Annotated in this window: 20 protein-coding genes; 10 read left to right on the top strand and 10 right to left on the bottom strand. The window is 60.5% G+C overall.

Going from position 1 to position 22,269, the window contains the following annotated elements:
* Positions 1-200: 200 nt before the first annotated feature.
* Both ACB033_RS03850 and ACB033_RS03855 read right to left on the bottom strand, forming a co-directional pair.
* Positions 201-2,051 (bottom strand): DUF3413 domain-containing protein, encoded by a 1,851-nt coding sequence (locus tag ACB033_RS03850; RefSeq protein WP_005299588.1) that lies wholly within the window; start codon positions 2,049-2,051, stop codon positions 201-203.
* 43 nt (positions 2,052-2,094) lie between these two features.
* On the bottom strand, positions 2,095-2,322 hold the full coding sequence (locus ACB033_RS03855) for a YejL family protein (RefSeq protein ID WP_005299589.1): 228 nt from the start codon (positions 2,320-2,322) through the stop codon (positions 2,095-2,097).
* Positions 2,323-2,395: 73 nt separating this feature from the next.
* On the opposite strand from ACB033_RS03855, the gene yejK reads away from it, so the two are divergent.
* The 5 genes from yejK (at position 2,396) to ACB033_RS03880 (ending at position 8,873) form a co-directional block, all read left to right on the top strand.
* Positions 2,396-3,457 carry a nucleoid-associated protein YejK gene (yejK, locus tag ACB033_RS03860; protein ID WP_010634372.1) on the top strand — a complete coding sequence of 354 codons (1,062 nt, stop codon included), beginning with the start codon at positions 2,396-2,398 and terminating at the stop codon, positions 3,455-3,457.
* Positions 3,458-3,852: 395 nt separating this feature from the next.
* A complete protein-coding gene (gene malE, locus ACB033_RS03865) occupies positions 3,853-5,034 on the top strand; it encodes a maltose/maltodextrin ABC transporter substrate-binding protein MalE (protein WP_017765978.1) in 1,182 nt (393 codons plus the stop codon).
* Positions 5,035-5,109: 75 nt separating this feature from the next.
* A complete protein-coding gene (gene malF, locus ACB033_RS03870; RefSeq protein ID WP_005299595.1) occupies positions 5,110-6,762 on the top strand; it encodes a maltose ABC transporter permease MalF in 1,653 nt (550 codons plus the stop codon).
* Between the two features lie 12 nt (positions 6,763-6,774).
* On the top strand, positions 6,775-7,665 hold the full coding sequence (gene malG / locus ACB033_RS03875) for a maltose ABC transporter permease MalG (RefSeq protein ID WP_005299600.1): 891 nt from the start codon (positions 6,775-6,777) through the stop codon (positions 7,663-7,665).
* Positions 7,666-7,736: 71 nt separating this feature from the next.
* Complete coding sequence (locus tag ACB033_RS03880) at positions 7,737-8,873, top strand: ABC transporter ATP-binding protein (RefSeq protein ID WP_005299602.1); 1,137 nt, start codon at positions 7,737-7,739, stop codon at positions 8,871-8,873.
* A 115-nt stretch (positions 8,874-8,988) separates the two neighbouring features.
* On the opposite strand, the gene ppk2 is transcribed toward ACB033_RS03880, so the two are convergent.
* Positions 8,989-9,804: a polyphosphate kinase 2 gene (ppk2, locus tag ACB033_RS03885; protein WP_268028874.1), complete on the bottom strand. Its 816-nt coding sequence runs from the start codon at positions 9,802-9,804 to the stop codon at positions 8,989-8,991.
* Between the two features lie 173 nt (positions 9,805-9,977).
* Here ppk2 and ACB033_RS03890 point away from each other — a divergent pair, with 173 nt between their 5' ends.
* Positions 9,978-10,778: an alpha/beta fold hydrolase gene (locus ACB033_RS03890; protein WP_371140343.1), complete on the top strand. Its 801-nt coding sequence runs from the start codon at positions 9,978-9,980 to the stop codon at positions 10,776-10,778.
* Positions 10,779-10,852: 74 nt separating this feature from the next.
* Here the strand turns inward: ACB033_RS03890 and ACB033_RS03895 are convergent, their stop codons facing one another.
* From ACB033_RS03895 to ACB033_RS03905, 3 genes are read right to left on the bottom strand one after another with little or no spacing between them, the layout of a single operon-like run.
* Positions 10,853-11,641 (bottom strand): MipA/OmpV family protein, encoded by a 789-nt coding sequence (locus tag ACB033_RS03895; RefSeq protein WP_017765973.1) that lies wholly within the window; start codon positions 11,639-11,641, stop codon positions 10,853-10,855.
* A 56-nt stretch (positions 11,642-11,697) separates the two neighbouring features.
* Positions 11,698-12,768 (bottom strand): AI-2E family transporter, encoded by a 1,071-nt coding sequence (locus ACB033_RS03900; protein WP_371140344.1) that lies wholly within the window; start codon positions 12,766-12,768, stop codon positions 11,698-11,700.
* 16 nt (positions 12,769-12,784) lie between these two features.
* Positions 12,785-13,027, bottom strand: coding sequence for a sulfurtransferase TusA family protein (locus ACB033_RS03905; protein WP_017779381.1), 243 nt, complete (start codon positions 13,025-13,027; stop codon positions 12,785-12,787).
* 129 nt (positions 13,028-13,156) lie between these two features.
* Between ACB033_RS03905 and ACB033_RS03910 the strand changes: the two genes are divergently transcribed.
* Positions 13,157-14,611: a M48 family metalloprotease gene (locus ACB033_RS03910; RefSeq protein WP_371140345.1), complete on the top strand. Its 1,455-nt coding sequence runs from the start codon at positions 13,157-13,159 to the stop codon at positions 14,609-14,611.
* A gap of 130 nt (positions 14,612-14,741) precedes the next feature.
* Here the strand turns inward: ACB033_RS03910 and ACB033_RS03915 are convergent, their stop codons facing one another.
* Complete coding sequence (locus ACB033_RS03915) at positions 14,742-15,224, bottom strand: TlpA disulfide reductase family protein (protein WP_139725628.1); 483 nt, start codon at positions 15,222-15,224, stop codon at positions 14,742-14,744.
* A gap of 60 nt (positions 15,225-15,284) precedes the next feature.
* On the opposite strand from ACB033_RS03915, the gene arsC reads away from it, so the two are divergent.
* Entirely contained in the window at positions 15,285-15,635 is a 351-nt protein-coding gene (arsC, locus tag ACB033_RS03920; RefSeq protein ID WP_010634363.1) for an arsenate reductase (glutaredoxin), read from the top strand.
* Positions 15,632-16,015, top strand: a complete 384-nt coding sequence (locus tag ACB033_RS03925; protein WP_010634362.1) for a DUF2069 domain-containing protein — start codon at positions 15,632-15,634, stop codon at positions 16,013-16,015. The genes arsC and ACB033_RS03925 overlap by 4 nt, the downstream gene beginning before the upstream one ends.
* Positions 16,016-16,158: 143 nt before the next feature.
* Here the strand turns inward: ACB033_RS03925 and ACB033_RS03930 are convergent, their stop codons facing one another.
* Both ACB033_RS03930 and ACB033_RS03935 read right to left on the bottom strand, forming a co-directional pair.
* Complete coding sequence (locus ACB033_RS03930; protein WP_139725665.1) at positions 16,159-18,441, bottom strand: hypothetical protein; 2,283 nt, start codon at positions 18,439-18,441, stop codon at positions 16,159-16,161.
* An 843-nt stretch (positions 18,442-19,284) separates the two neighbouring features.
* Positions 19,285-19,899: an ACP phosphodiesterase gene (locus ACB033_RS03935; RefSeq protein ID WP_139725627.1), complete on the bottom strand. Its 615-nt coding sequence runs from the start codon at positions 19,897-19,899 to the stop codon at positions 19,285-19,287.
* A gap of 176 nt (positions 19,900-20,075) precedes the next feature.
* Here ACB033_RS03935 and iadA point away from each other — a divergent pair, with 176 nt between their 5' ends.
* Entirely contained in the window at positions 20,076-21,206 is a 1,131-nt protein-coding gene (gene iadA / locus ACB033_RS03940; RefSeq protein ID WP_139725626.1) for a beta-aspartyl-peptidase, read from the top strand.
* A gap of 114 nt (positions 21,207-21,320) precedes the next feature.
* On the opposite strand, the gene ACB033_RS03945 is transcribed toward iadA, so the two are convergent.
* Positions 21,321-22,223 (bottom strand): lysine exporter LysO family protein, encoded by a 903-nt coding sequence (locus ACB033_RS03945; RefSeq protein WP_010634358.1) that lies wholly within the window; start codon positions 22,221-22,223, stop codon positions 21,321-21,323.
* Positions 22,224-22,269: the final 46 nt, after the last annotated feature.

Genomic DNA, 22,269 nt, shown 5'->3' on the forward strand with positions numbered 1-22,269 from the left:
AGGCTGCATTTTTTGATGAAGACATCAGTAGCAAAGTGGGCCAACGTTTGCGCCTGCAGGACGCAGGGCAGGCAGACGGGGGGATGAAATGGGGGAGGGTGGCAAGGTGTTGGCTGAGGGTTTGGCAGCTCATGCCAAGGTTATGTCGGCAATAAAAAACCCGCTCGAGGAGCGGGTTTTCAAGGGATACAGGACGGGCCTCAGGGGGCGCGGTAGAAGCGGTTCAGCTCGTTCATCACCTGGATCATGACCCCCATGTCCGGGGTGCCGTGCTTGATGGGACGGTAGCTGTTGCGCTCCAGCAGCTCGAAGTCACCCTGCTTGTTGAAGTGGGTGATGGTGTTGCCCTGATAGATGGCAAAGTCGCGCTGATCGCCCGCCAGCAGCCAGTTGCGCGGGCTGTTGTCGAACAGGTTGCGGCCTATGCTGTAGTCCCGCGGCGGGTTGCGCACCCCCAGCATCCCCTGCATCAGGGTGGGCACCAGATCCAGGTGGCTGCTCACCGGGCTCGTCGGCAGGGTCTCGTTACCCGGCCAGGCCAGCACGAAGGGCACCTGCACCTGATAGGGCGAGTAGTTGGTGCCATAACCCCAGCTGTTGCTCTGGGTATCGTTGAACTCCTGGCCATGGTTGGCGGTGACCACGACTATGGTCTGCTCGCCAATGCCCTGCTGCTGCAACTGGGTCAGCATCTGCTCCAGCAGCTGATCGGTGTAGAAGACCGAGTTCTTGTAGCGGTTCTCCAGCTTTTGCAGGTTTTCAGCCTGATAGGCGGTGGCCGGGTTGAACTTGGTGAGCTCCGGCTGGAAGGGGCCCTTGATGCCGGCCGGCAGCTGGTAGTCGCCCGGGCTCGACAGATAGACCAGCGAGAACCAGGGGCGGTCGGGGGAGCGCTTGGCGAGCCACTGCTGCCAGTCGCCGACAAGCTGGGTATCGTCGGTCTGCTCGGAGACGAACACCTGCTTGCGCAGGCCGGAGAGGATGCTCTGGCGATACTGCTGGGCATCTTCCAGCGCGCCGAACAGGCCGAACTGGTAGTCCTGGCGCAGCATCTCGTCAAAGAGCACCGGCGGGGTCTTGTCGTTGCGAATGTCGTCGTAGTAGTGACCAGGCAGGCCATAGAACAGGCTGAACATCCCCATGGCGTCATCGTTGCCGCCACTCATGTGGTTGGCAAAGTTGAGGTGCTGATCCGCATAGCGTTGCAGATTGGGCATGTTGATGTTGTTGAGCATGTCAGCCCGCAGGGAGTCGACCACCACGATCAGCAGGTTCTTGTGGGTCAGCGGGGCGTTGACGCTGAGCGGGCGCAGCGGGTAGCGCAGCCGGCTCGCACTGTCGCCATCCTGGGACTCGGCCTTCTTCTCGTACTGATCCAGATCCAGCCAGCCGTGCTTGGCGAGGAAGCTCTTGGCGGTCATCGGGTAGGAGAGCGGGAAGTTGGCGCGCTGCATGGTGATGGGCTGATACAGGGTGGCATCGGCCCAGCTGTTGACCACGTGGGTCAGGATGAAGCAGACCAGCAGGGCCAGCCCCACCTGATTGCCGTACTGGCGGCGCTTGCGCTTGTTGATCTTGCGCCAGACATAGGCCGACAGCAGCAACTGCACCAGGAAGATGGTAGGCACCGCCACAAAGATGATGCTCCAGATCGAGCCCTCCTCGGTCTGGGCCTGATCCAGCAGCAGCTGCCACACCTGACCGTTGAGGTGGAACTTGAACAGCTGGAACACCTGGGTGTCGATAAGCAGCAGCACCAGCGCCAGGGTGGCGATGATGGCGGAGATGAAGCGCAATGGTTTCTCCCTGGGCAGCACGAAGCTCAGGGGGAAGATCGTCAACAGGTAGGTGACAAAGCTCAGAAACGAGAAGTGACCGATCCAGCTGATGATGAGATAGGTCACGCCGAGCGTGGTCGACGGCCAGCTGATCGCCCCCAGATAACGGGTGGCGATCAGCATGGCCAGAATGATGTTGAAGAAGGAGAACCAATGCCCCCAGGTGATCAGGCGAGAGACATTATCACGATAGGGGTTGCCGGTTTCGACCATAGTGATCCATCTGCTTGAAAAACATCAAAGAATGCGAAGAGACTCAATGAGCGTCGTGGCGATGATCGACCGAGGCGGTGAGCGCCTGGATGAATTTCTCGGTGATCGCCTGACGCTGGGCCGGGGCCATGCCATTGATGATGTTGGTGGTCAGGTTGCCGAGCACCATCAGACTGAGGTCCACCGGCGCCTTGTGCTTCTCCAGGGCGGTGATCAGGTCGTTCATCAGGGCGTCAAACTGCTCGTTATTGTACTTTGATACGATGGGCATAATCTTGGGTTCATCTCGGTTCAAAGCGCCTTATAATACTTCACCCTTTCGGCTAACACTATGGCTTTGTGACATGAGTCTCGATATCGACAAGATCATTCTTCACTCCCTGCGCCAGGGCGGCGATGGTCAACCTCACGCCGACACCCGCAGCCAGCTTCTGCCTGCCGATGAGGCGGTACAGGGGCTGATGGCGGAGCTGCACCGCATTTACAACGGCAAAGGGGGCAAGGGCTTTGGCTTCTTCGCCGACCCCGAGGCCGCCGTCGCCGAGCTGGCGGAGGGGGAGGATGCCCCCAAGCAGCCCTCTCCCCTGTTTCGCATCGCGCTGGAAAAGCTGCTGGACGAGCAGCTCGAATTCGTTCCCTTCTCGGTGGAGATGACCCAGCTGCTGGTCAAGCAGCTGGTGGAGCACGCCCTCGACGAGCAGGGGGTGCTGCTGTTTGCCAAGTACAACTACGTGGGGGTGGATTATCTGATGATCGCCCTGCTGGAGGGCAAGGAGAGCGTCACCGTCAGCGAGGCGCTGGAGCTGCGCCACATCCAGTATCTGGATATCGGCAAATTGAACCTGGTGGCCCGCATCGATCTCACCGAATGGAAAACCCAGGCTGATTCGCGCCGTTACATCACCTTCAGCAAGGGCCGGGTCGGTCGCAAGCTGGGTGATTTCTTCATGGATCTGCTGGGGGCCCGCGAGGGGATGGATGCCAAGATCCAGAACAAGGGGCTGCTGCAGGCGGTGGACGACTATTGCGACAGCCGCCAGCTCGAACCGGCCGAGCGCAACGACTACAAGAAACAGGTCTTCAAATATTGCACCGAGCAGGCCAGCGCCGGTGAAGAGATCGAGATCAGGGAGCTGTCGGCGGAGCTCTCGTCAAAAGAGGCAGGGGAGGGCGACCTCGATTTTTACAGCTTCATCGGTCAGGAGTACGAGCTGGAAGAGCGCTTCCCGGCGGACCGCTCCACCCTGCGCGGGCTGACCAAGTTCGTCGGCTCCGGTGGCGGGCTGACGTTGAGCTTCGAGCAGAAGCTGCTCAACAGCCGGATTTTCTACGATCCCCAGACCGATACCCTGACCATCAAGGGGGTGCCGCCTAACCTCAAGGATCAGCTGTTACGCCAGTCGTAATGTGATCTGCTTTCCACTTTTGGCAAAAAGACACCGCAGCCTGCTGCGGTGTCTTTTTATTTAACGGGGTAGGTGGCAGCGAAACCAACTCGGTGATTTGTTAACAAATTAAACAGAATAATCCCTGTGAAAGGGTTTTCAATGAGGTGAAAACCCTTTCATTCATGTTTATTTATTTCTCTTTGGTAATTTAATTTCTTAATTTGGCGATAAATATGCCAATAAATGGCGTTAACCCCCTGAAATAAGAAAATGTTTTCAGAACTTTCCGGAAGAAAATACGTAATTGCGTTTCAAAAATGCGAGTTGCGTCATGTGAGGCGGTAACGGCTTGGGATAATATTCATCTCGCACACAATGCTCTTGCAGCGCGGAACTAATACAAGGAAAGGCTCATGAAAAAGAAATTGCTGTCATCCCTGATCGGTCTGGCTACTCTGGGTGTGGCTTGCTCTGCCACTGCCGCCATTGACGAAGGCCAACTGACCATCTGGATCAACGGTGACAAGGGATACAATGGTCTGGCCGAAGTAGGTAAGAAATTTGAAGCCGAAACCGGCATCAAGGTGACGGTTGCTCACCCTGATCAGGTGGAAGTGAAATTCCAGCAAGCCGCTGCCACCGGCAACGGCCCGGACATCTTCTTCTGGGCTCACGACCGTTACGGTGAGTGGGTCAAGGCCGGTCTGCTGGTCCCCGTGACCCCGAATGCCGCCACCAAAGCCAAGTTTGAACAGTTCGCCTGGGATGCCATGACCGTTGATGGCAAGACCTACGGTTATCCGGTTGCCGTCGAAGCCGTCAGCCTGATCTACAACAAGGATCTGCTGCCGGAGCCGCCGAAGACCTTCGAAGAGATCGCCAAGATTGACGAGACTCTGAAGAAAAACGGCAAGCGCGCCATCATGTGGGCTTATGACACCCCCTACTTCAGCTACCCGCTGGTGGCTGCCAACGGTGGCTACGCCTTCAAGAAGACCGCTACCGGTTATGACGTGAAAGACACCGGCGTGAACAACGCGGGTGCCAAGGCCGGTGTCGGCTACATCTCCGAGATGATCAAGTCCGGTCACCTGGAAAAAGGCATCGACTACGGTGTGATGGACGCCAAGTTCAACAAGGGCGAAGTGGCCATGATGATCAACGGTCCCTGGGCCTGGAGCAACCTGGACAAGAGCGGCATCAAGTACGGCGTTGCCTCCCTGCCGACCCTGAAGGGTAAACCGGCCAAGGCCTTCGTTGGCGTGCTGGGTGCCACCATCAACGCCGCCAGCCCGAACAAGGATCTGGCCATCGAGTTCCTGGAAAACTACCTGCTGACCGATGCCGGTCTGGCTCCGGTCAACGCCGACAAGCCGCTGGGCGCCGTGGCGCTGAAGTCCTTCCAGAAGACCCTGGAAGCGGATCCGCACATCAAGGCCACCATGGTGAACGCCCAGAATGGCGAGCCGATGCCGTCCGTGCCTGAAATGAGCCGTTTCTGGTCCTCCTTCGAAACTGCCCTCAAGAACGTGACCTCCGGCCGTCAGAGCGTTGACGAAGCCCTGGATACCGCTGCCAAGCGTATCGTTCAGTAAGCACGCACTACCCGGGAGGCCGCAACGGCCTCCCACTCTCTCAAATCTCTCTTGGCGTTATAAAGGTTAATTGGCATGGAAGTAGTACCTTCTATCGAATCCTATGCCGGTCCGAAGGATAAGCACACCTGGCTTAAGTGGACCATTGCTGCCCTGGTAGCCATCCTCAACGGTTATGCAGCCGTGATGATGTACGCCAGCGGTGAGTGGGTATTCGCTCTGCTTGATCTGGTGGTGGTCTCCGTCGGTCTGTATGTCTTCATGAACAAGAAGACCTATGCCCACCGCTATATCTTCCCCGGTGTGGCTGGCATGGTTGTTTTTATCATCTTCCCTCTTGCCTACACGATCGGCATCGCCTTCACCAACTATTCGGGATCCAACCTGCTCTCCATCGAGCAGGCGCGGGATTACCATCTGAAAAAAACCTATAAGGTGGCGGGCGGTGAGTTCGATTTCACCCTCCTGGGTGGTGAGAACAATCAGTTTCAGCTGCTGCTGAAACAGGACGACCAATCCTTTATCAGTCAACCCGTTACCCTGATGAACAACAAGGCCCGTGAACTGGCTGTCCGCGAGGGCAGGGTTCATGACAAGGTACAGGTTGTTCAGCTGCAACCCCTGGCCGGTGAGGCCGTGGATCAGGTGGCGCCCATCCGGGCCATCGTCGATCACCGCACCCACCTGAGCGCACTCGATCTGGTGCTGCCGGATGGCGGAACCCACCTGACCCTGAGCAGCCTGCGCAAGTTCGCCGCCCAGAAACAGCAGTACACCCGTCTGCTGGACGGTGCCGTGCTCAAGTCCGGGGTGGTGATCAAAGACAGCAACCTGCTGCGTGACAACCAGAGCGGCGAGCTGATGCTGCCCAACGGCGACACCGGCTTCTATCAATACATCGACGAGCAGGGCCAGTTTGTCGGCAAGAGCGTGGCGCCCGGTTTCGTGGTGAGCGTGGGCTGGAAGAACTTCGCCCGCATCGTCACCGACCCGGGCATCCAGGCGCCGTTCCTGCAGATCTTCGTCTGGACCGTGATCTTCTCCGCCTGCTCGGTGGGCTTCACCCTGGCCATCGGCATGGTGCTGGCCTGTCTGGTGCAGTGGGAGTCTCTCAAGGGGCGCGGCTTCTACCGGGTCATGCTGATCCTGCCCTATGCCATCCCGGCGTTCATCTCCATCCTGGTGTTCAAGGGTTTGTTCAACCAGAACTTCGGCGAGATCAACCTGTTCCTGGAAGCGGCGTTCGGCATCAAGCCGGACTGGTATACCAACCCCTTCCTGGCCAAGGTGATGATCCTCATCGTCAACACCTGGCTTGGCTACCCCTACATGATGATCCTCTGCATGGGCCTGCTCAAAGCCATTCCGGAAGATCTCTATGAGGCGTCCGCCATGGACGGTGCCGGTCCGGTGCAGAACTTCTTCAAGATCACAGTACCGCTCTTGATGAAGCCGCTGACACCCCTGTTGATTGCCTCGTTCGCGTTCAACTTCAACAACTTCGTGCTCATCCAGTTGTTGACCAACGGCGCGCCGGACATCATTGGCGCCAGCACCCCGGCCGGGACCACCGACCTGCTGGTGAGCTACACCTACCGGATCGCGTTCCAGGGCTCGGGTGGTCAGGACTACGGTCTGGCCAGTGCAATCGCCACCGCCATCTTCCTCATCGTGGGTGCGCTGGCCTTGCTCAACCTGAAATTGTCCAAAGCCGACAAGCAACTGTAAGGAGGCTTCAACATGGCAATCGTACAACCCAAATCAGTCAAATACCGGGTGTGGGCAACCCACCTGGTGATGTGGGGCTTCCTGGCACTGATCATCTTCCCACTGATCATGGTCATCGCCATCTCGTTTAGAAACGGCAACTTCGCGGTAGGGGAGATCATCCCCTCCAACCCGACCCTGGATCACTGGAAGCTGGCGCTGGGCATGTCCATCACCAACGCCGACGGCAGCATCACGCCGCCGCCGTTCCCGGTGCTGACCTGGTTGTGGAACTCCATCAAGATCGCGGGCATCACCGCCCTGATGATAGTGGTGCTCTCCACCACCTGTGCCTACGCCTTTGCCCGCCTGCGGTTCCGTGGCAAGTCCACCATCCTGCAGGGCATGCTGATTTTCCAGATGTTCCCGGCGGTGCTGGCACTGGTGGCCATCTATGCGCTCTTTAACAAGATTGGTGACTACATCCCTTGGCTGGGTCTCAACACCCATGGCGGCCTGATCCTGGCCTACATGGGTGGCATCGCCCTGCACGTCTGGACCATCAAGGGCTACTTCGAGACCATCGACTCCTCCCTGGAGGAGGCGGCGGCCATCGACGGTGCCACCCCGTGGCAGGCGTTCCGGTTGATCCTGCTGCCGCTGTCGGTGCCCATCCTGGCGGTGGTGTTCATCCTGGCCTTCATCGGTTCCATTACCGAGGTGCCCATGGCCTCCATCCTGCTGCAGGATGTGAACAATCTGACCCTGGCGGTCGGGGCCCAGCAGTACCTCTATCCGCAGAACTACCTGTGGGGTGACTTCGCCGCGGCCGCCGTGCTGTCGGGCTTCCCCATCACGGTCGTCTTCCTGCTCGCCCAGCGCTGGCTGGTGGGTGGTCTCACTGCCGGCGGCGTGAAAGGTTAACGGTTCATGGCCGGGGGGAGCCGACTCCCCCCGCCATCACGATTTGCAAAGATTCAAGAGCGGAGCTCGACATGGCTGAAGTAGTACTCAACAACGTTCGCAAAAATTACGACCCGGCTGTCCACAAGGACACCCTGCGCAATATCAACCTGGCCATCAAGGAAGGGGAGTTCATCGTCTTCGTCGGTCCGTCTGGTTGCGGCAAGTCCACCCTGCTGCGGATGATCGCCGGTCTGGAAGACATCACCAGCGGCGAGCTGACCATCGGCGGGCGCTACATGAACGACGTGCCGCCGGTAGAGCGCAACGTGGGCATGGTGTTCCAGTCCTACGCCCTCTACCCGCACATGAACATCTACGAGAACATGGCCTTCGGCCTCAAGCTCAAGAAGATGGACAAGGAGAACATCCACAAGCGAGTGATGCGCGCCGCCGAGATCCTGGGTCTCGAGCCGCTGCTGGACCGCAAGCCCAAGGCCCTCTCCGGCGGTCAGCGCCAGCGGGTCGCCATCGGCCGCTCCATCGTCCAGCAGCCGCAGGTGTTCCTGTTTGACGAACCCCTGTCAAACCTGGATGCGGCCCTGCGGGTCAAGATGCGCATCGAGATCGCCAAGCTGCACAAGGAGCTCAACTCCACCATCATCTACGTGACCCACGACCAGGTGGAGGCCATGACCCTGGCCAACCGCATCGTGGTACTGAGCCCGCTCAAGGCGGATGCGACCACCAACCTGGAACAGTTCGGCACCCCGCTCGAGCTCTACCACAACCCGGACAACAAGTTCGTTGCTGGCTTCATCGGCTCCCCCAAGATGAACTTCCTGGCCGGCGAGCTGGTGGAGATTGGCGAGCAGGAGTGCCTGGTCAAGCTGACCACAGGCGACAGCGTGCGGGTGCGGGTCGATGCCCGCCGCGGCGCGGTTGGCGACAAGGTGGAGCTGGGGATTCGCCCCGAGCATTTGGTGCCGCTGGATCACGCCCATGCCGACAGCCGCGTGAGCGGGGTGGTGCAGGTGGCCGAACACCTGGGGGCCGAATCCTTCGTCTACATGGACGTGGCTGGGCACGACTTCACCGTCAAGGCCAGCTCCGACGTGGACGTGGCCACCGGCCAGCAGTACAGCGTCGGCATTCCGGCCGAGGCCTGCTACCTGTTCGATGCCAAGGAGCAAGCCTTCCCGCGCACGGCCAAATACATCCGCACCTGACAAGGGGCGGCTGCCGAGGTTTCCTTTTCTTTATATTCAATGCCTTTTTGCCGGTCGCAAGACCGGCTTTTTATTGCCTGCCGTTTGACGAGCACGGCAGGCGAGGTGGCAGGGATCAGGCCTCGAGCGCGGCTGTGATGTCCGGCACGAAGTGCTGGCTGGTGAGCGGCGGGCGCTCGTAACCTTCGGTGTTGATGGGGGGCAGGGTGATGGGCTCGTAGTGGATCGCCTCGTAGGGCACCTTGTCCAGCAGGTGAGAGATGCAGTTGAGGCGGGCGCGGCGCTTGTCGTCTGCCTCCACCACGAACCAGGGGCAATCCTCGGTGTCGGTGTAGGTGAACATGTCGTCCTTGGCGCGGGAGTACTCCACCCAGCGCGAGCGGGACTGCAGATCCATCGGGCTGAACTTCCAGCGTTTGATGGGGGTGTTGATCCGCTCCTTGAAGCGCTTCTCCTGCTCCTCGTCGCTGACCGAGAACCAGTACTTGATGAGGGTGATCCCTGAGCGAGTCAGCATCCGCTCGAACTCGGGGCAGGCGCGCAGAAACTCGCGATACTCATTGTCACTGCAAAAGCCCATCACCCGCTCGACCCCGGCCCGGTTGTACCAGGAGCGGTCGAACAGCACCATCTCGCCCGCAGAGGGCAGGTGGGCTACGTAGCGCTGAAAGTACCACTGGGAGCGCTCCCGGTCAGAGGGGGCGGGCAGGGCGGTGACCCGGCAGACCCGGGGGTTGAGGGGCTCGGTAATGGCCTTGATCACGCCCCCCTTGCCGGCGGCGTCGCGGCCCTCGAACAGCACCACCACCTTCAGCCCCTCCTGCTTGACCCACTCCTGCAGCTTGACCAGCTCCTCCTGCAGATGGGCCAGGTGGTGCTCGTAGGTCTTCTTGTCCAGGCGCGGGCGCTTCTTGCTCTTGTCCTTCGGCATGATTGTCTCCTTATTGAGTCCTTTCCAGATTGCACCAGGCGGGCGTCACTGCCAAGGGGGTCGTGTTACACTGCCGCCTCACGAGCCGCCGGCAGGCAATAGAAAAAACATGACGCCAGTGATGGCGATTTGCACTGCCGTCTCATCACCGGCTGTTGGCAACAGGAGAAAACATGAAGCAAGTTATGGAGATAGCGGGCCGCCAGATGGCCTATCTGGACGAGGGGCAGGGCCCGGTCGTGCTGTTTGGTCACAGCTACCTGTGGGACAGCGCCATGTGGGCGCCCCAGGTGGAGGCCCTCAAGGGGCAGTACCGTTGCATCGTGCCCGAGCTATGGGGCCACGGTGATTCCGATGCGCTGCCCGAGGGGGGCTGCACTCTGGCGACCCTGGCCCGCGATCACCTGGCCCTGCTCGATGTGCTCGGCATCGACGAGTTCGTACTGGTGGGTCTCTCCATCGGCGGCATGTGGGGCGTGGAGCTGGCGCGCATGGCGCCTGCGCGCCTCAAGGGTCTGGTGCTGATGGACAGCTTCGTCGGCCTCGAGCCCCAGATCACCTGCGAGCGCTATCTCGGTATGCTGGCCATGATCGAGCAGCTTGGCACCATCCCGGCTCCCATCGTCGAGCAGGTGGCGCCGCTGTTCTTTGCCGACCAGCCGGATGTCTCCCTGATGAGCGGTTTCAAGGCGCGTCTCGCCGCCTGGCCGGCCGACAAGGTGGCCGCCATGGTGGCGGTGGGCCGCAGCTTCGTAACCCGCGAAGATCGCATCGAGTGGCTGGAAGAGATGAGGCTGCCCGCGCTGGTGATGACGGGTTGCCAGGACAAGGCCCGCCCAGTGCTGGAAGGCTACCTGATGGCCGAGGTGCTGGGCTGCCCGTTCAAGGAGATCCCGGCGGCCGGCCACATCGCCTCGCTGGAGAACCCTGCCTTCGTCAACGACGCGCTGGCCGAGTTTCTGGCCCGCCTGTGACAGTGTTCTCTGCCGGATAACAAGAAAAGGAGCCATGGGCTCCTTTTCTCTTTGGTGCGGGTGTGGTCTGGGCGTTACCAGATATAGCCGAGCCCCAGCCCGGCATAGAGTTCCCCCTGATGCTGGACGAGGGGGCTGTCCGCGATGTCACCGTCATAGCGCTCGTAGTTGATGCCAAAGCCGCCGATCCAGTTGGCGTTGAAGCGATAGCTGCCGATGAGGGAAACCATGGGGGAGAGGGTGGTGCCGGTGTTCCATGCCGGCCTGTCCGCCCTCGCTTCGTCTTGCGAGACACCGCCGAAGTAGTAGTTGGCGAGGTTGTGGCTGCGCAGCATGACGCCGGCCCCCGGCATCAGCAGCAGCGGGCCGCGGATGATGGGGAAGTTGGCCCACAGCATCAGCTCCTGGCCATTGCTGGTGCCGGTCACGTCGCTGGTGGCCCGCACGCTCCAGAGGGCATAGGGGGTGATGAGATCGGCCCCGACCCCGGCTTCGAACTCACCCTTGCGCTTGTCGAGGCCGTGCAGGAAGGGATCATCGTCCGGATCCAGATTGCCAAAGCGCATCCGGCCGAAGGCGTAGGTGGAGAGGCCGCCATTGCGGCTCAGGTAGTAGCGGGCCCGATCCCCCAGGTACATGAGGTTGTCGCCAAAATAGAGGGCACCCGGGATCGGCAGCAGGGTGTCATCCTGGTGCTGGTAGCGGGCCTGACCGCCGATGACGGCCCCGCCCAGCACCAACCCCTTGGGAATGGGGCTGTCGGGGCTGTCGCTGGAGAAGGCGCTGAGCGCCCCGATATCGAGATCGGCTCGGGCCGGCAGGGTGGTCAGGAGCAGGGCTGCCAGCCCCGTCCGTGTGAGCATTTGCAATATCTTCATGGACACTCCGTTGTCATCGATGGCCTGGCACGACTATCGCATTATTTGGGCACGGCGGGCAGCTCTTCGCGCTTGGGCCAGGCATTGAGCACCGCCTTGACCAGGGTGGCGAGGGGAATGGCGAAGAAGACCCCCCAGAAGCCCCACAGGCCGCCAAATACCAGCACGGCAACGATGATGGCCACCGGATGCAGGTTGACCGCCTCGGAGAAGAGCAGAGGTACCAGCAGATTGCCGTCGAGGGCCTGGATCACCAGATAGGCCACCATCAGCCAGGTGAACTCGGGGGTCAGCCCCCACTGGAACAGGGCCACCATGGCCACCGGCACCGTCACCGCGGCGGCGCCTATGTAAGGGATCAGCACCGAGAAGCCCACCGCCACCGCCAGCAGCGCCGAGTAGCGCAGCCCCATCAGGGCGAATGGGATATAGGTCGCCACTCCGACGATGAGGATCTCGATCACCTTGCCGCGGATGTAGTTGAGGATCTGCTCGTTCATCTCCACCCAGACCCGGTTGACCAGGGTGCGGTTGCGCGGCAGGAAGCGACGCAGCCCCCCCATCAATATCTCTTTGTCCTTGAGCATGAAGAACACCATCAAGGGCACCAGGATGGCGTAGATGAGGATGGCCACCACGTTGATGAGGGAGCCGAGGGAGGCGCTCACCAGCTGCTCGCCCCCGCTCAGGATACGCTGGCGCATGTTGTCGATGACGGTCTCCACCAGGCTGACATCGACCAGCTCGGGGTACTGCTCCGGCAGGGTGCGCACATAGTCCTGGGCATGGGAGAGCATGGCCGGGGACTCCTTGGCCAGGTTCAGCCCCTGGCTTGCCAGGGTCGGGATGAGGCCGAGAAACGCCATGGCGGTGAGGGCGATGAACAGCAGCAGGATGAGGCTGGTGGCCAGGGTGCGGGAGAGTCCGGCCCGCTGCAGCCGGCTCACCGGCCACTCCAGCAGGTAGGCCATCACCAGCGCGACCAACAGTGGCGCCAGCAGATCGCCAAACAGCCAGAGCACGGCGAAACAGGCCGCCAGCAGCAGAAACAGGGTGACGGCATCGGGATCGGAGAAGCGGGTCTGATACCAGTGCTTGATGACTTCTAACATGGCGACATCCTTTACGTTACTGGGGCTGGCTGTGGTGCCTGGCCCCGACCACCAACTGCAAAGAGAGGGTATTGTCCGGCGCTTCCTGCAAGGTGAAGGGGTGACCCTGGCGCTGCAGATAGGCGGGAATGTCCTGCCGGGAGCCGGCATCGGCCAGCCGGATGGCGAGGGCTTGACCGGTTTTGGCCTGGCGCAACCAGAGCTTGAGCCGGATCAGCGGCTCGGGGCAACGCCAGGGGGTCAGGTCGAGGTATTCCATGGAGGCTCCATCGCGCGTGATGGCGGCTATTATGGCCGTGATGAGAGCGCGAAACAACGCTTGTAGCCCTTGATGGGCAAGGGTATTCTGCCGGTGTCCCGGTAGGGTCTGATTGGAGATAGAGATAACGTGGCACGCTTTTCCCCCCTGATGGCATCGCTCCCCCTGCTGGCTTCCCTGATGGGCGCCACTTTCCATGCCCAGGCCAGCAACCAGCTTCCCGATATCGGCACCGCCGGGGTGGCCGCCCTGCCCATCGAGCAGGAGGTGCGCTACGGCAACGCCTTCATGCGCTTTGCCCGGGCCGGTTTGCCGATCATAGATGATCCCGTGTTGAGCCAGTACATCGACGATCTGGGCCAGCGGCTGCTCTCCAACGCCGATGGGGTGCGCTTCCCGTTCACCTTCTTCCTCATCAACGACCCCAGCATCAACGCGGCCGCCTTCCTCGGCGGACGGGTCAAGGTGCACACCGGCCTGTTTCTCTATGCCGACAGCGAGAGCGAGCTCGCCTCGGTACTGGCCCACGAAATCACCCACGTGACCCAGCGCCACATCGCCCGCTACATGGAAGCGCAGGCGAGCAGCTCCGCCATGACCCTGGCCGGCCTGGTGGGCTCCATCGCGCTCGCGGTGATCAACCCCACCGCAGGGATCGCCGCGTTGCAGACCACGCTGGGTCTCTCCATGCAGTCGGCCATCAACTACACCCGCGACAACGAATACGAAGCGGACCGGATCGGCATGAAAACGCTGTATGACGCTGGTTTCGATCCCATGGGCATGGCTAACTTCTTCCAGAAGCTGGCGGCCGAGTATCGCTACGCCAGTAAGCCCCCTGAGATGCTGCTGACTCACCCGCTGCCGGAGACCCGGATCAGCGAGGCGCGCGCCCGGGCGGGCAGTTATGGCCGTCGCAATCTGCCACCCAGCCTCGACTTCTGGCTGGCCAAGGTGCGCATCCAGGTGCGTTTTGGCACCGAGAGCCCGCAGGCCCTGCTCACCTATTTCGACAACCGGTTGCAGAAGGGGGACTACCCGCTCAAGGATGCAGCCATCTACGGCAAGGCGCTGGCGCTGCTGCAGCTCAAGCGTACCGACGAGGCCGACACCCTGATGCAGGAGCTGGCGACCCGCCACCCGGAAGATCTGTTCGTGGTGGACGCCCTCACCGACATCGACTTGGCCAAGGGGCGCAGCGCCCAGGCCATCGCCCGGCTCGAGAAGTTCCGCACCCGCATGCCGGACAACGAGGTGGTGGTGGTGAACCTCGGCAACGCCTACCTGGAAGGGGGCAACTACAAGAAGTCCATCGCCATTCTCGACCCCTATGCCCGCGAGCACGAAGAGAACAACCTGGCCTGGAGCCTGCTCTCCGATGCCTATCGCAAGGCGGGCAGGATGACCGAGCTGCACATGGCACGGGCCGAGATGCTCTCCCTGCGCGGTGACTACCAGGCAGCCATCGACGAGCTGATCGTGGCGCGCGGCACCACCAACGACAAGTTGACCCTGGCAAGGCTTGAGGCACGGATCACCGAGCTGGAGCGGGCCAAGAAGGATCTCGACAGTCTCAAGGGTTGACGGGCCAGCAGTTCTCACGCACAACAAGGGCGCACCAGGGTGCGCCCTTGTCGTTGATGCAGGTTACCGATGGGCAACAACAGGGGGAAGGGTGGGGAAACAGAGCGGCCGGCGGCAAGGGGTCAGGCGTTCAGTGGCCAGCCGGCTTGACGGAGGCCCTGAGGGCCTCTACCCGCGATGGGGTGAGCTCCCCCACCAGGGTCTGCTGGAGGTTCCCTTTGCCATCGAGCAGATAGCTGGTGGGCAGCCCGGCGGGGCGAGAGAAGGGGAGGCTCGCCTCCTGCCGGGGGATGAGCAGCGGCACCCTGATGTGGTACTGCCCGGCCAGTTTGCCGAGCTCGGCCGGTGTGGCCGGGTCATAGTTGACCATCACCACGGCGATCTGCCCCTCCTGCGCCAGCGCCTCCAGCAGCGGCAGCTCCCGCAGGCAGGGGGCGCACCAGGGGGCGAAGTAGTTGACCAACAGCGGCTTGCCGGCAAAGTCGGCCAGGGCCACCGGCAGGTTCTTGCTGTCGGTGAACTGGGGGGCCGGGCTGCAGGCTGTCAGCAGCCCGGCCACAATCAGCCAACAAATTCGTTTCAATTCCTGCACTCTCGCGCTTACCCTGACCATCAGTTTCCCCTACAATAGCGCCGTTTCTTGTCCCATCTTGCGATTAATCAGGGAGTTATCATGAGCGAGACCCAAATCTACCACAATCCGCGCTGCTCCAAGAGCCGTGAAACCCTGGCCTTGCTGGAACAACACGGGATCGCCCCGGCTGTGGTGCTCTATCTGGAGCAGGCCCCGAGCGAGGAAGAGATCCGCACCCTGCTGAGCCAGCTGGGGTTCAGCGATCCGCGTCAGCTGATGCGCACCAAGGAAGATCTCTACAAGGAGCTGGGTCTTGGCGAGGTGAGCGGCGACGCCCTCATTCGCGCCATGCACCAGAATCCCAAGCTCATCGAGCGCCCCATCGTCATCAAGAACGGCCAGGCCCGCATCGGCCGCCCGCCCGAGCAGGTGCTGGAGATCCTCAAGTGAGCACCCGCTTCGCCCGTCTGCTGACCCTGGTCGGCTTTTTCGGCCTGCTGGGCTGGGTGCTGCTGTGGCACCTCTGGCTCTCGCCCCACCCGGACCTCAACCCCTGGCTGTTGCCGGTGATCTGGACGGTGCCGCTGCTGTTCCCGCTCAAGGGGATTGTGCAGGGCAACCCCTACACCCACGCCTGGGGCAACTTCGTGCTGATGCCCTACTTCCTGCACGCCCTGACCCTGATCACCACGGATGAGGGGGAGCGGTGGCTGGCGGTGGTGGAACTGCTGTTTACCGTGCTCGCCTTCGTCGGCACCATCTACTATGCCCGCCTGCGCGGCCGCGAGCTGGGGCTGAGCATTCGCAAGAAAAAGGATGCCGACCGCTGACCCGCTGGGTTTCTACCCCGGCTTGCAGGGGAAAACGGGCTGTCGCTGCGACCACAGTGCGAGCGCGCATCCAAATGAAAAGTCCCTGCTTTGGCAGGGACTTTTTTATGGCCTGAGGGGCCTTGGCTACGCTTGCCGTTCGCTTAGAAATGAATGGTCAGCTGGGGCGCTTTGGCCGGGGTTGCCTCCGAGGTATAGACATATTTATCGTAGAAACTGGCATAACCGGGATCGAGCGTGAAGCTCAATCTTGGTTGTTCATAGGTATTGCCACTCCCCGTTTTTGCCCTGTCCAGGGCGGCATTGAACAAGTCAGTGACATCAACCCAGGCCACCTGTTCACTGGAGTAGGTGATTTGGTCGCTGAACTTGGGCCGGTACTCTTTCCAGCTGTTTTGTCGCATCGCCCAGGTTGAGGCGTTGGCGCTGAAGAAGTAGTAACTCCAGTAACTGGAAATATATATGGTGCCGGGATCGTACTGTTCAATTCTCAATGAAACCGAGCTAGGTTTTCTGTTGCCATATTTGGCAACATATTCACCCAGGTTGAATGAGAGAAATCCCCAGGTCATGGCAGGATTGTAAGCACCATCGGCGCCGAGAGTCAGGTAGTTGTTTTGAGACTGACTGACTTGTTTGGGGTCATAGGTATAATAAGCCATGTCTTCATCGGCATAGATGGCATAGGTGCCATCGCTTCTGACCTCATGGGGCTTGTTATATTCCCCTTCTGCAGCGCAATAGTTCTTTATGGTGACCTGACTTGATGGTGCACCGAGACGAATATCAAGACCTTGCTTGGGAGTCAGCGTCACATTGCCCAGTTGTCCTGAATTTATCAGGCGCTTGGCATCGCTATCCGGATCCAGCGTGTCCTTGGTATAACTCAAGGTGGCGGGATACTCTTTCATGGTCAAATAATAGGGAACGAATTTCCCCTCGGCGTCCGTTTTATTCACCATGGCAATGTCTTTATTCAAGATATTGTCATGGAGGGTGGCGGAATTATTCTTCGCCGTAACGATCAGGGAGATGCTATCCACAACCCCTTTTCCCCCTTGGAATGAAATGCTCGGGCGCTTGCTGTTCAAGCGGTCGTACAAATACATCAAGGGCACGTCATCGGTGACTACGGTATACAGCTTGGAACTGCTGCCATTGGTAGACATAGCGGCATAGGAGAAGCTGTCATTATTGCCGTCTATATCGTGAAGGTTGGTGAACTGCGGGGTGACATCCGCACTGACCAGATATTTGATCTTCAATCTCCCGGTGAGATTGACGCCGGTATTCTCGGTCGTGTTCCAGCCACTCATGGTCAAGCCCGACTTGGCATTGCTTGCCAGCACGACGTTGGAGGGGATGAAGGTGGTGACCAGCTTGTATCCCTGGGAGCTGGAGCGATCGCTATAGGTCTTGTCGACACGGACCTTCGGGGTGGTCAACAGGGTGAACAAGCCCATGGGCTCATCATAGAGCGGGAACGAGATATCACTGGCACCATTTTCGCCAAAATCTTGCCAGGCGGTGGACAAACTGCCCGGCATTTTCAGTTTGACCGTGATGCCAGGATCTGAGGAGGTCGTTTCACCCCGCAAATACACCTCCGAGAAGGAGATTTGTGGAATGATTGGGCTGTAGCCGGGCACGGCCGCTGCCTGTGTTCCGAAGATGGATCCCACGCCAGACAGGGTGCCGGCCAGTGCCTTGAAGCCTGCCGTTACACTGCTTCCCCCCGGGGCCAGCTCCATCATGCCGCCCAGAAAGTCGCCTGCGGCACCCAGGGCATCGCTGGCCACGGCATTGGAGGTGGCGGAGTCGTTGATGCCGCCGAAGACATTCTGCAGGTCGGAGAGATTGCTGACGGTATAATTGCCGGCCTGTTCCAGGTTGTCGCTCAAGCTACCCGAGACGTCCATCAGATAGGCCGCCGGATCGCCGATACCCTCGTCGGTGATATTCTGCGAGATACCGGTGGCATGCCCATACAGTTCAACATTGGCGATCGCTTTTGGACTGATCTTGATGTTCAAGTCAATCTCATCTGAACCGGCGGAACAGGGATCCAGATTCACCTGGAAGTCGGTCACCCCCCAGCCACCATCCTGCGCGTTATTGATGGCGCCAAAGCCGGTCTTGCTGCTGGAGTAGAATCGGGCATCCGCGCTCTGGTTGCTGTCAAAGAGCTTGGATTTGCCAGTGGTGGAGAGCGTCACCGCAACGCCGGTGCCTATGGCATAGCCGGGGAAATATCCCATCACCCGCAGTTTTGCCGTCATCCGGTTGTAGAGAATGAGGTAGGGGTATTGATTGGTTGAAAATGCATCATCCCCATCGGCTGACCAGGCGGACTTCGCATTGACATAATGCTGCATCTTGTAGCCAAGATTGAATTTGAGGAGCTCCCAACCGCTATTTGGGTCCATGTCGGGTATTTTATCTGCGATGGTTCTGGCTACCCGCCTGGTGCAGCTTGTGGCGGGAGGAAGCTGATTACCCGGGCCCATGATATCCGAGGTAATGGCTGCGCCACCCGGAATATTGTAGAGCGATTCTATTTCGCAGATATAGAATGGGCTGGTCATCAGCTCATCTTCTCCGCTTATCGAAGACATGCCAACTTGCAGGTGTTGGGTGCGCCAGTCGAAAATATTTTTGCGCTGTTGTTGAATTGCCGCTGCCGTATTTGGGTAGCGCGCATGATCCGGGTGGGTAATGACGGCTTCCTGTTTCCAGCGAGCATCTATATCCAGCGGGGTGGCTGCATGCGCCATCAATGGAAGCATGGCACTGACGGCCATCCATAATGTTGAATGCCTGATCTCCATTATCATAATTCTCCAGGTTTTAATCGCTATTGTAAAATCTTACAATTGACAGATATCGAGAATATTATTCTCGCAATGAATATGTCAGCGGTTTTTAAATGAAGCATATCCATTACCGTGAGGGTAATAATTAATGCTGGCTAGTCAATGGCTTTTTTATTATTATGGAGGCCATGGATAATAGCAGCGGCATTCGACAGGCGTTTTGATATGAAAATAATGTCAGTCAGAACTGGTGTGGCACCATTTATGTGGAGCCTTCATTGATGTTGATTTTTTACAGCCAGAGCGATATATGAAAATATATATTCAATGAATGAAATCTTTTCCATCAAGGGTCATTACCAAGCAAATATTCCTTACCCCAGCTCAACCGGAGTTATGCTCCCGTGAAATACAGGGAGCGAAAGAGAGTGTGTTTGCCGTCATTTCGCGGGGTACTCATGGCTGCGGCCGTTCATCCCCGCCACGATAGTGGGCCAGCTGCTGCACGCTGAACTGCATCAGCTGGGGGTAGAAGCGCAGAAAGCCCTCTTCGCACTGCTGCCAGCGGGCCGCGTCCAGGGTCGTGAGCGCTTCTCCCAGAGGCTGCGGACGGCGCAGCCGGCGACCTATGCCGTTGAGGGCCTGCGCCAGTCCCTCTTTGCGCTGATAGGAGGCGATCCAGTCCTGCTCTGCCATTCGTTTGAGGGGCAGGGGCAGCCCCTCCGGCAGCTGGGTTGCATCTGCCAGCAGGCGCCGGTAGCTCTGCTGCAGGAAGTGGGGCAGGGCCTCGTCATGAAACTGCGGCCAGTGCAGGCTGAGCCAGTGATCGTAGAGCATGTCCACCAGGATGCCGCCAAAGCGGCGCCAGGGTGCCTCGAAGCAGGCCACCGCAGCCCTGTGTTCGGGGTGGCCGTCGGTGAAGGCGTCTATCTTGCGGTGCAGCCAGATCCCCTCGTCAAACGGTGCGGCGAGGCCGGTGGGCAGGGCGCCCTTGACGAAATCCCCCAGCAGGTTGCCGGTGAGGGAGCTGTGGGTATGGGCTGCCAGATGCAGGTGAGCCAGATAGTTCATGAAGGGGGGAACCAGCCAAAGGGATTGCCGCTGAGCCTAGCGGATCCGGCGGCCCTTGCCTATGAAAACGGCCGCCTGGCCGTGAGGAAGTGCTTCCCTCCCTGACCGTCGGCTGGGTAGAGTGCAGCATGGCTGCCGCTTGACGGCGCACATCAACCTCACGAGGAGCATGCCGCATGTTGACCCTGATCGAAGGGGCCGAACTCTATGGCCCGACCCCGCTTGGCCGCCAGGATCTGCTGGTGGCCGATGGCCGCATCGCCTGGTTCGGGCAGGGATTGTCTGTCCCCGCCGACTGGCCGCTGACGCGGGTGGATGGTCTCGGCCGCTATCTGGTGCCCGGACTGGTGGATCCGCTGGCCCACATCACCGGCGGTGGCGGCGAGGGGGGCTTTGGTTTTCGCACGCCGGAGCTCTCGGCAAGGGAGGCGCTGAGCGCCGGGGTTACCACCCTGGTGGCGGCGCTTGGCACCGACAGCCTGACGCGCAGCCCGGCCCAGGTGTTCGGCAAGGTGCGCGAGTTTCGCGCCGCCGGGGTGAGCGCCTTCATGTATACCGGCTCCTACCATCTGCCGGTCAAGACCCTCACCGGTACGGTGGAGTCCGACATCATGCTCATCCCTGAGGTGCTGGGGGTGGGGGAGGTGGCCATCAGCGATCACAGATCCAGCGCGCCGACCCACCACGAGCTGGCCCGCCTGGTGAGCGAGGCGCGGGTGGCCGGGTTGCTCGCGGGCAAGAGCGGGGTCAGCTTCTTTCATCTGGGGGACGGGCGCGGGGCGCTGGCACCGCTGCGGGCCCTGCGCGATGGCACCGATATCCCGCTGCGCCAGCTCTACCCCACCCACTGCAACCGCAATCCCTGGCTGTTTGCCGAGGCCATCGAGTGGGGCCGGGCCGGCGGCTGGGTCGATCTCACCACCTCGAGCTTCCCGGACCTGCTGGACGATGGTGAGTTGTTGGCGGCCGACGCCCTGGTGGCGCTGCTGGCGGCCGGGGTGCCTGCCGAGCGTATCAGCTTCAGTTCGGACGCCAACGCCAGCCTGCCGCGCTTCGACGGCGAGGGGCGCCTCATCGAGCTGCGCTGCGGCCAGATAGGCAGCCTGTGGCAGGCGATGGTGGAGAGCTGCAGCAAGGGGATCGCACTGGAGGTGGCGCTGGCAGTGGTGACGGCCAATCCGGCCAGGGCGTTGGGGTTGGCGGCCAAGGGCACGCTGGCGGTGGGGCAGGATGCGGATCTGCTGCTGATCGACCCCGACACGCTCACCATCGAGCGGGTGATGAGCGGCGGCCGCTGGCGCAGCTGAATATCGGAGTTGATGGGGAATCTGTGAGGTCAGGCCACTCCTCTTTTAAACAACAAGCCCGGCAGCAGTGCCGGGCTTGTTGTTGTTGACCGTGGGCCAGTCAGTGGGTCGAGATCAGATGGCCAGGAAGCCCAGGATCAGGATGGGGCCGAGCAGGCTCAGGATAAAGCCGGAGACGATGGCTACCGGTACCACCTGGATGCCGCCGGATTTCTGGATCACCGGCAGGGTGAAGTCGAGGGCCGTGGCGCCGCCATAACCGATGGCGGCGGAGGGGTGGCGGCGCATCAGCACCGGAATGATCAGGATGGCGATGAGCTCGCGCCCCAGATCGTTGATGAAGGCGGCGGAGCCCAGTACAGGGCCCAGCTTGTCGGCCACCAGGATGCCGGAGAGCGAATACCAGCCGAAGCTGGAGCTGAGGGCCAGGCCGTGGGCCAGCGGCATGCCGAGCAACTGGGCGGCCAGCAGGCTGCCGAGCCAGCTGCTGACGATGACGGTGGCGGCGATCTTCATGCCCCAGGGGTTGAGCAGGATCTGGCGCAGCCGCATGCCGGAGTTGCGCATCTGCACCCCGATGAGAAACAGCAGCAACATCAGCGCCCACTCGCTCCACTTGTCGATGGGCAGGGCGCGCAGGTCCACCAGCAACCCCAGCAAGACGCCACCGAGCACCACGAAGCAGAGCTGCAGCGATTCCCACAACAGGTGCAGCTTGCTCGGCATCTGGCCGTCGCTGGCTTCATGCGTAGGGGGGGAGCGCCGGTCCAGCCACCAGAGGGCCAGCAGGTTGCACAGGGTAATGGCGGCGAGCATGACGCCGGCCACCTTGAAGATCACCGCCAGGTTGCTGCCCAGGTTCTCCACGTAGGCGAGCCCCAGCCCCATCAGGAACAAGATGAGATAGACCATCTTGCCCAGCGATTGATTGACCAGCTTGATCAAACGGGCGGAGGAGAGGGGTACCAGATAGCCGATCACCAGCGGCAGCAGGATCAGCAACACATTGAGCAACATCGGGGCCTCGATCACAAAAACTGACAAAAATGACACCTTATCATCA

This window comes from Aeromonas sp. S15(2024), from assembly GCF_041402265.1.
GTDB lineage: Bacteria > Pseudomonadota > Gammaproteobacteria > Enterobacterales > Aeromonadaceae > Aeromonas > Aeromonas dhakensis.

Bases quoted from the DNA above. Each gene is read 5' to 3' on its own strand.
- ACB033_RS03850 (WP_005299588.1), bottom strand. From the start codon at position 2,051: ATGGTCGAAACCGGCAACCCCTATCGTGATAATGTCTCTCGCCTGATC.
- ACB033_RS03855 (WP_005299589.1), bottom strand. From the start codon at position 2,322: ATGCCCATCGTATCAAAGTACAATAACGAGCAGTTTGACGCCCTGATG.
- yejK (WP_010634372.1), top strand. From the start codon at position 2,396: ATGAGTCTCGATATCGACAAGATCATTCTTCACTCCCTGCGCCAGGGC.
- malE (WP_017765978.1), top strand. From the start codon at position 3,853: ATGAAAAAGAAATTGCTGTCATCCCTGATCGGTCTGGCTACTCTGGGT.
- malF (WP_005299595.1), top strand. From the start codon at position 5,110: ATGGAAGTAGTACCTTCTATCGAATCCTATGCCGGTCCGAAGGATAAG.
- malG (WP_005299600.1), top strand. From the start codon at position 6,775: ATGGCAATCGTACAACCCAAATCAGTCAAATACCGGGTGTGGGCAACC.
- ACB033_RS03880 (WP_005299602.1), top strand. From the start codon at position 7,737: ATGGCTGAAGTAGTACTCAACAACGTTCGCAAAAATTACGACCCGGCT.
- ppk2 (WP_268028874.1), bottom strand. From the start codon at position 9,804: ATGCCGAAGGACAAGAGCAAGAAGCGCCCGCGCCTGGACAAGAAGACC.
- ACB033_RS03890 (WP_371140343.1), top strand. From the start codon at position 9,978: ATGAAGCAAGTTATGGAGATAGCGGGCCGCCAGATGGCCTATCTGGAC.
- ACB033_RS03895 (WP_017765973.1), bottom strand. From the start codon at position 11,641: ATGCTCACACGGACGGGGCTGGCAGCCCTGCTCCTGACCACCCTGCCG.
- ACB033_RS03900 (WP_371140344.1), bottom strand. From the start codon at position 12,768: ATGTTAGAAGTCATCAAGCACTGGTATCAGACCCGCTTCTCCGATCCC.
- ACB033_RS03905 (WP_017779381.1), bottom strand. From the start codon at position 13,027: ATGGAATACCTCGACCTGACCCCCTGGCGTTGCCCCGAGCCGCTGATC.
- ACB033_RS03915 (WP_139725628.1), bottom strand. From the start codon at position 15,224: ATGGTCAGGGTAAGCGCGAGAGTGCAGGAATTGAAACGAATTTGTTGG.
- arsC (WP_010634363.1), top strand. From the start codon at position 15,285: ATGAGCGAGACCCAAATCTACCACAATCCGCGCTGCTCCAAGAGCCGT.
- ACB033_RS03930 (WP_139725665.1), bottom strand. From the start codon at position 18,441: ATGGACCCAAATAGCGGTTGGGAGCTCCTCAAATTCAATCTTGGCTAC.
- ACB033_RS03935 (WP_139725627.1), bottom strand. From the start codon at position 19,899: ATGAACTATCTGGCTCACCTGCATCTGGCAGCCCATACCCACAGCTCC.
- iadA (WP_139725626.1), top strand. From the start codon at position 20,076: ATGTTGACCCTGATCGAAGGGGCCGAACTCTATGGCCCGACCCCGCTT.
- ACB033_RS03945 (WP_010634358.1), bottom strand. From the start codon at position 22,223: ATGTTGCTCAATGTGTTGCTGATCCTGCTGCCGCTGGTGATCGGCTAT.